General features: G+C 58.3%; 12 protein-coding genes and 1 tRNA gene. 8 read left to right on the top strand and 5 right to left on the bottom strand.

What is annotated here, in order from left to right; translation table 11 throughout:
• Window positions 1–87 precede the first annotated feature (87 nt).
• The 5 genes from FHX15_RS02375 (at window position 88) to ligD (ending at window position 6,207) form a co-directional block, all read left to right on the top strand.
• The gene (locus tag FHX15_RS02375; protein WP_246778848.1) at window positions 88–918 is read left to right on the top strand and encodes a glycosyltransferase family 25 protein; all 831 of its coding nucleotides are present in this window, start codon (window positions 88–90) and stop codon (window positions 916–918) included.
• The gene (locus FHX15_RS02380) at window positions 912–2,255 is read left to right on the top strand and encodes an O-antigen ligase (protein ID WP_184393337.1); all 1,344 of its coding nucleotides are present in this window, start codon (window positions 912–914) and stop codon (window positions 2,253–2,255) included. The genes FHX15_RS02375 and FHX15_RS02380 overlap by 7 nt, the downstream gene beginning before the upstream one ends.
• A 471-nt stretch (window positions 2,256–2,726) precedes the next feature.
• Window positions 2,727–3,410 carry a hypothetical protein gene (locus tag FHX15_RS02385; protein WP_246778849.1) on the top strand — a complete coding sequence of 228 codons (684 nt, stop codon included), beginning with the start codon at window positions 2,727–2,729 and terminating at the stop codon, window positions 3,408–3,410.
• A 514-nt stretch (window positions 3,411–3,924) separates the two neighbouring features.
• Window positions 3,925–4,533 carry a DNA adenine methylase gene (locus FHX15_RS02390; RefSeq protein ID WP_409526992.1) on the top strand — a complete coding sequence of 203 codons (609 nt, stop codon included), beginning with the start codon at window positions 3,925–3,927 and terminating at the stop codon, window positions 4,531–4,533.
• Between the two features lie 615 nt (window positions 4,534–5,148).
• Window positions 5,149–6,207, top strand: a complete 1,059-nt coding sequence (ligD, locus tag FHX15_RS02395) for a non-homologous end-joining DNA ligase (RefSeq protein ID WP_184393340.1) — start codon at window positions 5,149–5,151, stop codon at window positions 6,205–6,207.
• A 747-nt stretch (window positions 6,208–6,954) separates the two neighbouring features.
• Here the strand turns inward: ligD and FHX15_RS02400 are convergent.
• A tRNA-Ile gene (locus tag FHX15_RS02400) sits at window positions 6,955–7,030 on the bottom strand.
• 190 nt (window positions 7,031–7,220) lie between these two features.
• Between FHX15_RS02400 and FHX15_RS02405 the strand changes: the two genes are divergently transcribed.
• Window positions 7,221–7,589 (top strand): response regulator, encoded by a 369-nt coding sequence (locus FHX15_RS02405; protein WP_184393342.1) that lies wholly within the window; start codon window positions 7,221–7,223, stop codon window positions 7,587–7,589.
• Window positions 7,590–7,600: 11 nt separating this feature from the next.
• Here the strand turns inward: FHX15_RS02405 and FHX15_RS02410 are convergent, their stop codons facing one another.
• The 4 genes from FHX15_RS02410 to FHX15_RS02425 form a co-directional block, all read right to left on the bottom strand.
• The gene (locus FHX15_RS02410) at window positions 7,601–7,831 is read right to left on the bottom strand and encodes a DUF2934 domain-containing protein (protein ID WP_184393344.1); all 231 of its coding nucleotides are present in this window, start codon (window positions 7,829–7,831) and stop codon (window positions 7,601–7,603) included.
• Window positions 7,832–7,971: 140 nt separating this feature from the next.
• On the bottom strand, window positions 7,972–8,163 hold the full coding sequence (locus FHX15_RS02415; protein ID WP_132653733.1) for a hypothetical protein: 192 nt from the start codon (window positions 8,161–8,163) through the stop codon (window positions 7,972–7,974).
• Window positions 8,160–8,825, bottom strand: coding sequence for an acyl-homoserine-lactone synthase (locus FHX15_RS02420; RefSeq protein ID WP_184393346.1), 666 nt, complete (start codon window positions 8,823–8,825; stop codon window positions 8,160–8,162). The genes FHX15_RS02415 and FHX15_RS02420 overlap by 4 nt, the downstream gene beginning before the upstream one ends.
• 216 nt (window positions 8,826–9,041) lie before the next feature.
• Complete coding sequence (locus tag FHX15_RS02425; protein ID WP_184393348.1) at window positions 9,042–9,767, bottom strand: LuxR family transcriptional regulator; 726 nt, start codon at window positions 9,765–9,767, stop codon at window positions 9,042–9,044.
• Between the two features lie 126 nt (window positions 9,768–9,893).
• Here FHX15_RS02425 and FHX15_RS02430 point away from each other — a divergent pair, with 126 nt between their 5' ends.
• Window positions 9,894–10,079 carry a hypothetical protein gene (locus tag FHX15_RS02430; RefSeq protein WP_184393350.1) on the top strand — a complete coding sequence of 62 codons (186 nt, stop codon included), beginning with the start codon at window positions 9,894–9,896 and terminating at the stop codon, window positions 10,077–10,079.
• A gap of 606 nt (window positions 10,080–10,685) precedes the next feature.
• Window positions 10,686–12,614 carry a DUF5054 domain-containing protein gene (locus tag FHX15_RS02435; RefSeq protein ID WP_184393352.1) on the top strand — a complete coding sequence of 643 codons (1,929 nt, stop codon included), beginning with the start codon at window positions 10,686–10,688 and terminating at the stop codon, window positions 12,612–12,614.
• The last annotated feature ends 4 nt before the right edge of the window (window positions 12,615–12,618 follow it).

The following is a 12,618-nucleotide window of genomic DNA, read 5'->3' on the forward strand; positions in this document are numbered from 1 at the left end:
TGAAGCTATTGCGGCAGAAATCGATGTGAGAATTGCTTTACTGGGGTGCGCAATTTCGACTAAAGGGTGTATGCAGGCAATCAACGCATGGTAGGTAATACGGGCGTATGGTTGTTGCCCGCGGTTCGGCCTCGACTTGTAAAGGACCGCATTTTTGTCCCATGCAAAAGTTTCGCCTTTATGAAAATAGGTGCCTATGTCATCAACCTGAACCGGTCCATCACCCGCTGGGAAGGGCTTTCGAAGAAGGCTGATTCGCTGGCGCTCAATATCGTGAGGATATCCGGGGTAGATGGCTTGCAGATTCAGCCCCACGACAAGGCTGACATCAACAAGCGGCAATTTCTTCTTCGCAATGGCCGGTATTACCTACCAGGTGAGCACGGCTGCTATCGCAGCCACGTCAAGGCGCTTACGGCGTTTCTCGACAGCCACCATGATGCGGCGATCATCATGGAAGATGACGTGGAGCTTAGGGCAGATCTGATAGACCGTGCGGAGGCTGTCCTGACTGCGGTTCCGAAAGCTGAACTGGTTAAGCTTCTGAACCACCGGTGCAAGGGCTTCATGCAGAAAGCTACGACGAAATTCGGCGATGCCGTGGGCCGCTGCATCCATGGGCCGCAGGGCTCTGCCGCTTGCTATCTGGTCACCCGATCCGGCGCTAGGAAGCTCCTGCGGAGCATGACCATCATGGTGTACCCTTTCGATGTGGCATTAGAGCGCGGGTGGTCGACCGAGGTCAACACCTTTACGGTCAAGAACAATCTGATAGAGCTAGGGCCGAACAGTCACGAAACGGCGATCGCGACGAAGGTCGATTACAGGCGGCAGAAATTAAAGGGAATACGCCGCTCCGTCACGCATCTGCTTCGCGCCGCCGATTATGCTAGAAGGATACGGTATTCTCTATGGTAGCGAGCGAAGAGCCGATTGCCACGCCCCCCCGCCTCAAGCCCGTTCTTGTCATTCTGTGGCTGCTGTTGATTTCGGCTCCCATTGTGGAAAGCGATACCTATCGCTATGCGGCACTGCTGCTGATCGGGACGACCTTCGCCTATTTCAAGCCGAATTTTAGTTTGCTGAAGCGTGACTGGCTGGCAAACGCCTGTCTTGCCTGGGGTGCCTACGCGCTGCTGCGCTTCCTTTTCGGTCTGATCGTCCATGGCGAGAAGGGCGCGTCCGACTGGCTTTACGCCTTTCCGTTGTTTTTCCCGGCTGTCGGCATCGCGCTTTATTCCAGCCGAAAGCATATCGACACCGTCTTTGCGATCTACTTCCCGGTGGCGCTTGCCGCTTTGCTGATCTCCACCGACTATCGGCTGATCCTTGCAGGCGATGACCGTATTTCGCCGCTCTACCACAACAACCTGATCCATGGCGCGATCGGCTGCGGCTTCCTGATGATCGGCGCCTTTTACTGGCTGTTGCACGCCTGGGAGACCGGCAAACTCGCGCGCCGCTCCGGCAGCTGGATCATTGCCGTCTCGACGCTCATCATCGCGCTCAGCCTTTTCAACATTTACGGCTCCAAGGCGAAAGGCGTCTGGCTGAGCCTCGTCCTCGTCGGGCCCCTGATGCTCGCCTCGCTGCTGCTTTATGCAGATAGACGTCGGGCCGCGTTAGTGGGGACTGCGGTCGTCGCTCTTATTGCAGCCGCGCTTTTTGTCGGTGGCGACGATATCTGGAGGTTTGCTGGCCCGACCTATGAGGCAACTGCGCGGATCGAGACCGAAATCTCTGCGCATGGCGCATGGAATGCCGTTGCTGACGCGATCGCGTCAAAAGATACGCCGGAGTCGATGAGTGAGCGGCTGCAACTCTGGGCGAACGCTTCGGAAGTCATCGCCCAGGCCCCTCTCTTTGGTGCCGGCAACCATTGGCTTACGATCTGGGGCTCAACCACCTATGCCAGCGTGCCCTATACGCTGCTTCACAACGGCTATTTCGAGATGCTCGTCCGGCACGGGCTCTTTGGCATCATCGTTTTCAGCATTCTGGCGGTCGCCATGTACAGACGAGTGCTGGTCGCGCAGAGGGAAAAGCTGATCAGCCTCAGCGCGCTGCTGGCCTATACCATGGTCACGCTGTTCTTCCTCGGAACGATCCTGTCCAACTCCAACAACCGGCTGGCGATCGGCGAATCGTTCTTCTTCGTATTTTCCGCCGTCGCGTTTGCCTGCGGGATCATGTTGAAGAAGGGGGAAGTCAGGCAGGAGGCCGATATGATCGCGGCTGATCAAAAAGCTGCCTGAACTGGCGGAAACTTTAGCCCGGGAAGGTGTCCGAGCGCTCCCTGTTGTGGAGCGCCCGTGTTGTCAGATACCGAAATCGTCCAGAAACGAGGGATGGATGGCTGTCTTCCTTGCCTCGCGCGCATCACGGTAGCGCTGCTGGGCAGAACCGATTCCATTAACAAGTCGTCTCATAAGGCCGCCTTTGCGGCGTTTGAAAATCAAGTGCATAGCAAGCTCACTTTTTTTATTTTTGTTAGCCGGCGAGCATATAATTTGTGCGTGATGCTGCAACAATGGGCATTTTAGCATGCCACCTATGCATAATGTGACAGTGATATGACATTGACGCGGCTCCGTTGCTGGTGGCGCGCAGAGGGCCTTCCTTTCGGGACGATGGCATCGGCCATAGCGGTACTGTAAGATGCGGTGTAATCCTTTCGGTAGAGGAGACGAACATGAAGCGGCGGTCTTCATCCTCTTCCGCCGCTCATGGCAAAGCGCGCCGACATCCTGCTTCCGATCCTGCAGGCGATGGTCTCGCCCGGGGAAACGCGGTCGCTCGACCCGCTCGCGGCCTACAACATCTTCCCGCCCAAGGGCACGCCCGGAATTGGCGGGGCCAAGACCAACGTCACGGGCGACGTTGCCACCGGCATGCGCCTGGTTCGCGGAACCGGCACCTCGACCTATGTCGCCAGCAAGGAAGTCGTCGCATTCGGCAACGAAAAGCAGGTGATCACGATTACGCCGGTCAACGACGCGGCTGCCGTCCATACCGTCACTTATGGCCTGCCGGCCAAACTCAGCCTCGCAACCCTCGGCCTGGCCGCCGGCGATTGGCTTGAGATCGAAGTTCCAGTCGAGCTGAACGACTGGGCGGGCTGGGACTATCTCGACAGTTCCATCCGTGGCCCCGTCCAGATCGCAAACACGGTGACGGTCACCGGCGGCGGCTGGACGACGGGCAACTACGTCGGCGGGCGGGGACGCTTTGTTATCTGTGGCTCAAAGCTCTGGCTCCCGCCTGGTCTGACGATCACGAACATCAGGCTCGACAACCTGCTGGTCCTGAGACATCTCTGCAATACGGGAGGCACCGGAGTTGCTAAGATCGGCGCCCCGATCATTCGTAAAATCAGCAATCCCAGGACTGCCTGGCAATTGGCTGCCTAAATTTATCGAAGCGCTCTGGAGATGCGGATGTTTGAATGCCCCTTGCGCGACCCTATGGACGAGCACGAACAGTGCTTCATCTATATTCGGCGCATCCAATAAAGAGGGATCGTCAAAGATGATTTGGAGCGCGCGCTCGGCGAGTCTGGCGGCGTGAGCATCCGTGGAGACGTAGTGGCGTGCGATCGTTTTCAAGATCGCAAACATCGGGCCGGAATCTTTGTGATGCAACTTGCACCCTCCCGTTTGGTCAGCGGGTGCACGTATGAACATCCAGCCATCAGCGCCAACGAATTCGATTAGCTGATGATGGGAGGAAGATAGGGTTTATTTCGGCTGAGTCTATAGCCGATCTATCGATATGGCCGCGCGACCGGGCGGCGATGGTGCCTCGTAGCACCAAAGCGACGGGCCTAAGTTTGGCGACCAGACCCGTTCGACAGCAGCTTGCGATAACCGTCACACCCGTACCCTGCAGGGCGGGACTCCTGTGACTGAGTCGATAGGTTTTGAAATGGCGAATAATGAAATGTGGCGTGAAGTCCCCAACACACAGCCCCCGGCAGCATGGATCGGCGGCAAAAGGGCCCTGGCACCGCGCCTGGTCAAGATGATCGCGGAGATCCCGCACACGCTCTATGCGGAGCTTTTTGTCGGGATGGGCGGGGTGTTCTTTAGGCGACGCAATGTTCCGAGGGCGGAAGTGATCAACGACAGGAACGGCGAGGTCGGGAACCTCTTCCGCATCCTCCAGCGGCATTATCCGCAGTTCATCGATACGCTCAAATTCCAGGTAACGAGCCGGCGCGAGTTTGAGCGGCTGAAGGCATGTGATCCCGCCACGCTCACTGACCTGGAGCGGGCCGCCCGCTTCATTTATCTGCAGAAGCTCGCCTTCGGTGGGAAGGTCGCAGGGCAGAATTTCGGGGTGGTTACGGATGGTGGTGCGCGGTTCAACCTGACGCGGCTGGCGCCGCTCCTTGAGGACGTCCACGAGCGGCTTGCCGGCGTCGTGATCGGGAACCTGGACTGGTTGGACTTCATCGATCGATCCTCTCGATCAACGATCGCCCAGAGATCCGCGAGACGTTCGCTTCTTTCGAGCATCACCAAGCCGAATTGACATACTCTGTGGCGGGCGGTGAGGGTGTTCCAGCGAGAGAGTTGATCATAACCGCATGAAGAGATTTCCCCGCGCTCGGAGTCTATGCGATCGGACATTTTTGGGCTCGCTCGATGGCGAAGACACCAAGCGAGGAGGAGGCGTGTCCCGATGATGGATGACGGGGCACGCCTCGACCACGGATCGAAAGGCGGGCTCATGGCTGACGATGAGCCACCTTTTTCTCCCCCCAGCACTACTCAAACTAGCGGTCGGACCGGGGCCCGCAATCGGACCAAAGTCCCGCGACGCCTAACCCTTTCGGAGTAGCAGACTCGTAAACAGTTTTGTTCAAAACAGCTGATGGTGGATTGGTTGTACGCGCTCTTATGAGGCCAGTCTCGGACGATGGCGTACCACGCGAGGCGGATAACGGACGGGCGTGCCCCGATGACAGGGCACGCCTCGCCAAGGATCGAAAAGCGGGCTCATGTACGGAGTGAGCCAAGCTTTTCCTCCTCCCCAGCAGCATTGAAATTAACGGATGGAGCGAGGCCTGCAATCGGACCAAAGTCCCACGACGCCTAGCTCTTTCAGGTAGAAGACATGCAAAGCTTTTTGTGCTGGCATGTCAGCATGAAGAGACCGCCACGCCCACCCCGCTCGAAACCATTGCTGCGCGATGACAGCGCCGCGCTGCAATCGCATCCCATGCGCAAGCGTGATCCGGCGCAGCCGCATCTGCCCTTCGATCCGATGCCCGACCGGGTGGAACCGGCGCTTGCCGTTCTCAAACCGAAGCCGCCACGGGGGCCGGAATGGGCCTGGGAGATTAAGTGGGACGGTTACCGCATCGCCGTGCATGCGTCGCCTTCCGGCGTGAAGGTGATCACGCGCGGCGGCCTCGACTGGACGAGTCGTTTCCCAGTGATTGCAGAGGCGGCACGCGCGCTGGGGTCGGGGTCGATGATCCTCGACGGCGAGGCGGTGATGGGAGATGAAGCGGGACGGTCGGATTTCAACCTCTTGCAAAAGTCGTTGGGCGCGTCGGGCAAACATGGCGGTGCTCTAGCGTCGCCCGCCATCATGTTCGCTTTCGATCTGCTTTATTTCGACGGCCACGATCTGCGCCGCCTGTCCCAACAAGAGCGGCGGCAACTGCTCGAAACCGTCATTCCGCCGGATGGGGAAGGGGGCATCCAACTGTCCGACGAGTTTGATGCCGATCCGGTCATCATATTCGAGCAAGCCTGCGCCTTGGGCCTCGAAGGCATCGTCGGCAAACGCCGCGACAGTCCATATCGCAGCGGTCGAACCGGCGACTGGGTCAAGATCAAATGCGTGACGAAAGCGGCTTTCGTCATCGTCGGCTATGAACCGGGGCGCAGTTTCGGCGGCTTCAGCAGGCTGTTGCTGGCAGCCTACGAGGACGATCAGTTGCGATATGTCGGGGGCGTCGGCACCGGCTTCAAGGAGCAGGACACGTTGCGGCTGGGCGCCCTCATGGACAAGCTTCCATGGCGGCGCAAGCAGCCGCCCGTTGGCTATAGCGGCAGAAGCCAGATCGTCTGGCTACAGCCTAAGTTGATCGCTGACATCGAGTTTCGCGGGTGGACCCGCGACAACAAGCTGCGGCACTCCTCCTTCAAACGGCTGGCAGAGCGGCAGGACCATGCCGATGTTTACCGGCTATAATTACGCCTACCAGGTTCCCGACTTGAAGCTCGTGAGAAGAGTTGCCTCTAGCTCACCACAGACGGCAACGTAATGGTCCAAGATCAATTCGTGGTCCGAGCTGTCGCTCTGCCACCTCGCTTTTGCCATGACGGCATCGCCATATGTTTCGATAAGCTCTGTCCAACGGGATGCTATTGGCACGTAGGGCTTTAGTTCAGGATGCTTGTCGAGCAAGGACTTCAGACCGATTTGGAAACTCTCGGAGCTAACTTCTTTCTCTGCCATTTACCTGCCAACTCGTCTTCTTCCGCTGTTTTCGAGGCTGAACTCGAGATGAAGAACGGACGCATGGTGCCGGCCCCGCATGCTCTACAAGCGCGGAGAGTGATCGCGCTATGGGCTGGGGTTGAGCCAGGGGCCGGCGGGCTATTTTGATGGAATTTCAGGTCGCCCGACAAGTCAGCAATAGGATGTACTAAGGCTCGGCTAAAGCTGCGTCGAGGATTGTCGCTCATTCGAATAGTATGGCGATCCCCTCAAGCTCTCGATCACTGGCTTAAAATAAGGATCCTTCGAGAGGACTTTGAAGGGCCTTCAAAGGCTGACGCAGTGATCCTTTTAGAGCTGAAAATTCCGGAACCTTCTGTCAAAATTCCGGTTTTTCGCGTCCGGCTACACCGGAACTTGGTGTCAAAAATCCGGATTTTCGCGTCCGGCTACAGACGATCTGTTACCTATGTCTCCGGGTCGGACATTAGGCAAAAATGGTGGGCCCGGAGGGACTCGAACCCCCAACCAAGCGGTTATGAGCCGCCGGCTCTAACCATTGAGCTACAGGCCCGGCACCAGGAGTGCTGACAGCCGGGGCAATGGCACCCGCGGCTTTTGTCCGCTTAACGCAAATCCGGGAGAGCTACAAGCCATGAGCGCAAGCATCTGTGGACGATGCATATTTCCTGGTCGTCTCTGGAACCTTCGCACGCTGGCTACATTTATTGCAGTCAGGCTGGATCGGAAGAGGGCAATCGCAGATGGTGGCTTCACAGGGTGCCGTGGTGCTCATCGTCGAAGATGAGCCGTTGATCAGGTTCAATATTCTGGATGTGCTTGAAGAAGCGGGGCATGTGGCGATCGAGGCTGGGAACGCCGACGAGGCAATGGTGCTTCTGAAAGCCCGCAGCGATGTGGATGTCCTCTTTACCGATGTCAACATGGCCGGTTCGATGGATGGCATCCAGCTTGCCAAACGGGTGAGGGCGATGCGGCCGAATATCGGCATTATCATCACATCGGGCTTGGTGCGGCTCGATCCCCTGTCGCTGCCGGCCAACGCGGCTTTCCTGCCGAAACCCTATCAGCACGAGGACTTGATTTCGGCGATCGCTTCCGTGACCCGGTAGAACTTAAGGGCTTAATCGGGATTTGCCAGCGACGGCGCCGGGACGGGAAAGCCCGTTGCCCCGGTTGCGGCTTCGGTTTCTTCAATCTGCTTGCGGGCCTGTTCGTTCGCCTTTGTCGTTTCGCCGCGCAACTCGGCTTCGGCAGTGCTCCAGTGGCGCAGATCTTCGCCGTCCGGCCTGCCTTCCTCTTCCCAGATTGCATAGGCGCGCTCGCGCACGCGATCCTCGTTCCGGTCCGTCATGTGGGCCTCCCCTGGCCTGCGAATGTCGATAAACCAGCCGAGAAACGAAATGTTCCGGCTGGGATTCAGATATTTGGACGGCGCAGCCGAGCCTGGAGGGGAGGTCTGCTTCTGGCCCGGCTGCCGCCCTCGGGAAACCGTCAATTATAGCTGCTCTTCAGCAACTCGGTTTCCTGATGCGCCTTCTTCTCGTAGATCGTAAAGAGCGCCATCGAGAGCAGATAGGAGAGGAAGGGGTCTCCCATCTGTGTCGCGATATCGCGGGAAGCCAGAATATGTTTTTCCAACGCGCCGATTTCTTTTTGTACGGCGGTTTCGCTCAAGCGGTTCATGCTGCCATCTCCAGGAATTGGGTCACGACGGAACGCGTCGGGACATAGCGGGTATACAGGGGGGTATCGATGCCAAGGGAAGCGCGCATCCTGTTCAGTACGCGCGCGGAAACTTCGAAGGCGCCACAGCAGACCGGATACTTGCCGTAGCCATCGGCGCGGCCGAGTTCTTCAACCTCGGCGCCGGCGCGCTTGTAGATGCGTTTCAGATGAGGTTCGTAATTGGAGATCATGGTGTGGATGCCGTGATCGAGGGCGCATTCGCAGAGTGCCAGGAGCAGCATGGAGAAGGCTCGACCGGCATCGATATCGGGAAAATCGGTTGCGATCGCTTCCTCGTCGATGCACATGCGGGTGCCTTCCCAGATGCCGGGGGCGACGAGATCGGCTGCCTGCGGGAAGGTTTCCCGGAAGACGTCGTACAGGAGAGTCGGTCCGGTTGTCGGCATCAGGCGCATACCGCCATAAAGGCGGGTGCGGGTTTCGTTGCACCAGACGAGATAGGCCGGGCAGAGCGAATCGTAGCTGTCGCGCTCGAAGGGGCCGATTACCGGAACGTTCCAGCCAAGGGTGTCCGCGAAAACTTTCTTGCGCAGGCGGAACATCTGGTCGAGTATGAAAGCGTATTTCTGATACTCATGTGCCTGAATGATAACGAACATTTTGCTCTCCAGCGTGTTGGGTTCGTGAGGGCAGAATGGTTCAGGACGGCGGGATCGGAAATTCCCGCATATGGGCGCCTACAGATGAGCCCCCGCATATGGGGGGGTCGTCCGCAGCCTTTCCGGGTCAGCATGAAACACTCCGTTGGCCGAAGCGACCGGCCTGATCGACCGGCCCCTTTTCAACCGACGGAATGCTTCAATCCTGGGAAAACTCTACGGGTTGATGATACGCAGCTGTACGGCCCGAGAAGCTGCCGCGGAAATGGTGGCGCAGCCGAGCTTGAAACGAGCGGTTTTCAGGTAATCGCGAGTCGTATGCTCGGAAATGCCGAGGATGACGGCAATGTCCTTGTAGTCTTTGCCCAGTGCCGTCCAATGCAGGCATTCGATTTCGCGCGGGGAAAGCGCCGGCACCGGGTCGTTCTCGCCATGCAGTTCGTAGATGGCCTTGCGATGAATGAGATGGGCAATCTCTATCCACTCGTTGCGATAGGTCCTGACCATGGCGGTCCAATCATCCAGCGGAAGGCGGGCATTGATCGATAGCAGCGCTCTGCGCTGCGCCTTGTCGGCCACGGGGATCGAATAGCCGTTTCCGCCGATACCATGCTTCTGGGCGTCGACCAGCATGGCATAGGCTTCAGGCGTGGGCTCCACCTCGCTCCAGTCGAAGGGCAACTGGCGCTCGAAGCCCTGTTTGACGATCGGATCGACCTTCACATAGCTGTTGAGCAGATAGCGCGAGACCCAGGCATCGGGATAGGTGGTGCGCACGAAAGGCGAATCGATCTTTGCCGCAATGGTCTGCGCGAGGTGGTAGGTGACATAATCGACAGCGTATTCCGCCTGGAAAATGCGGATGGAAGCATCGACATTGGCCGCGGTCTTTATCTGTTCGAAAACGGGTTCGAACTTTTGCGAATAACTGATTTCCGTCATCGTGCCGCCTGCCTCAAACCGTTCAATCTTACCGCGAGGAATGTCAAAAATACAAGGCATCCCCACATATGCGGGGAATGACTTTTCCAGGTCCGTCTGTTAGCGCCTTTTTTCGGGAGGCTCCAGATGGACACCAAGAGAACGTTCGATATCGCCGAGTGCCATCAAGCAGCCAAAGGGCTGAGATCGAGCTGGCAGGACATGGCTGGCTCCGAGGCGTTGCTCCGTGCGCTCGTCGCCGAACGCAACGGCGATACGTTGCTTGCCTTGTTCTGGACAGAAGTTCACCGGACGCTCTGCGAAGAGAAATAGTCGCTCCTTTATCGTTACATTCGTCACGAACACCCTTCGGTGGAGACCGAGTTGCCGGGTGCGTGTCGGACGGGTGGCTGCCTCGACTTGATGGTGCGCAACCGTCGGAAGTCGACCTGCGCGGACGTGGCCATTCTGCAATTCCTCAGCCGAATTTTGCGCGGGAGAACGAGTTCGTTCACGTGATCGGAACGCGGGGCATCGGCGGTGAATTCGATCATGTAGGCCATTAGCCGGAGGTCCGTTTCATATCGTGTAAAGCAGCAAGATGACGGATGTATCGCAAGTGCACCGCTTTCGCCCGTCAGGTTAATAGCCGATGAACACGATTTCACATTTTGTCGTCACTTAATTTGCGTTGCCTGCCGGAAGCAAGATAGGCAAAGTCCAACTCTATGAAATATCCGGCTTATACGGGACATGTCGAGCAAATATGCTTGACGGATCGTTACCGCGAAGCGCAAAGATGCTTGTGGAAACGATTACACAAGACGCCATTGTGCCATATTGAGAGAGGACCAGGATTTCGTATCGAACGCAAGATCATTTGCGTTGCGCCTCATGAAAGCTGCTGGATGACGGCAGGGCTGATCTAGTGGAATGCAGATGACAGAAAAGCGCGTGCACCTGGTCTTCAAGACTCATCTCGATATCGGATTCACCGACCATGCCGAAAAAGTCCGCCGTCAGTACCACGAACGCTTTATTCCGCAGGCGATCGAGACCGGTGCGCATTTCTATGCCGAAAATCCCGAAGAGTCGAAGTTCATCTGGACGACCGGCGCCTGGCTGATCTGGGATCATCTGAATTCGCGTTCGCCTGCCGAGGTGGCAGCATTGGAGCAGGCGATCGAACGGGGTCTCATCCGCTGGCACGGCCTGCCGTTTACCACCCACACCGAGCTGATGTCGCCCGATCTGTTCCGCGCTGGTCTTTCCTATTCTCAGGAGCTCGACCGCCGCTTCGGCAGGACGACGATCGGGGCGAAGATGACCGACGTGCCGGGCCACACGCTCGGAATGGTGCCGCTGCTCGCGGAGGCCGGCATCCGCTTCCTGCATCTCGGCGTCAATACGGCTTCTCCGCCGCCTCAAGTGCCTGACGTTTTCCGCTGGCGCGCGCCTGACGGGGCGGAAGTCGTCGTCATGTACCAACGCTCCTATGGCGAGACCTATTTCCCTGAAGGTTTCGACGACGGTCTGAGTTTTGCGCACACGCAGGACAATATCGGTCCGCAGAGCGTGCCGCAGGCGGCTGAAGCCTATCGCGACATACGTCGCCTCGAGCCCGGCGCGATCATCCGTGCGGCGACGCTGGAAGATTATGCTGCGATCCTCTGGGAGAAACGGGAACGCTTTCCGGTGCTGGAACTGGAGCTCGGTGACAGCTGGATCCATGGCAGCGCCGCCGACCCCTTGAAGACGGCGAAGTTTCTGGCCCTGCAGCGGCTCTATGACCGTTTTGCGGGCGAGAGGCTCGATACGCGGCGGGTCGCCTTCGGCCGCGGGCTCGTCATGGTGGCGGAGCATACGTGCGGGGTGGATATCAAGTCCTATCTGCGCGACGACAAGGCGTGGGCGAAAGCCGATTTCGAAGCTGCGCGCAAAACAGATTACCGTTTCGCCTATACCGAGGCATCGTGGGACGAGCAGCGCGGCTATATCGACCAGGCCGTCGCCGAACTCGATGCCGACGATCAGCAGCAGGCACAGGTTGTGCTCGCGGAGCTTTTCGCGCCGGCGCTCGTCGGCAGCATGAGCCGCGAGACCCGGTTCAGCACCGGCGGGTGGTCGATCGAGTTGAATGAGTTGACGGGCGATATCACGGAGCTCACATCCCCGCAGGGCCGGCGGATCGCCGGCCGCGCTGGCTCTCTGATCGCCTATCGCTATGAGAGCTATGATGCTGCCGATGTCGGCAGGCACATGGACAGCTATCTCACGCATCGCCAGGAATGGGCGGTGCTGGATCACGACAAGCCTGGGCTTGGCCGTTCGGGCGCTGCGCTCTCCAAGGTTTTCGCACCCGGTCTGGAGAGCACTGGCGAGGGAGGGTTTCTGCTGTCCATGCCTTCTGAGGCCATTGAACGGTTCGGCGCACCGCGCCAGCTTGCTGTCGAGCTTTCGGCCGATGGCGATGCCTTGCAATTGCGACTTTCGCTGCGCGACAAGCCGGCGAACCGCATGCCGGAAGCCAGTTTCCTCTCCTTCATGCCCGAGGCCGCAAAGGACTGGGCGTTCAGGAAGATGGGTCTCTGGCATCAGTCTGGAAATTTCGTCAGGTCTGGCGGAGCGCAGTTGCAGGCTGTAACCGCAGTTCGCGGCAACTCGGGAGACGCCGGGACGCTCGTCATCGAGCCCCTGGACACGCCGCTGGTCGCGCCGCAGAACTGGGATTTCATGCGTTTCTGCAAAGGTTTGCCGAATTTTGAAGAAGGAATCCGCTTCAACCTGCACAACAATAAGTGGGGGACCAACTTTCCGATGTGGTGGGAAGGCGATTTCTCGTCCCGTTTCCGGATCAATCTGGAATAGCGGC

Source organism: Rhizobium sp. BK650, assembly GCF_014195325.1.
Lineage (GTDB): Bacteria > Pseudomonadota > Alphaproteobacteria > Rhizobiales > Rhizobiaceae > Rhizobium.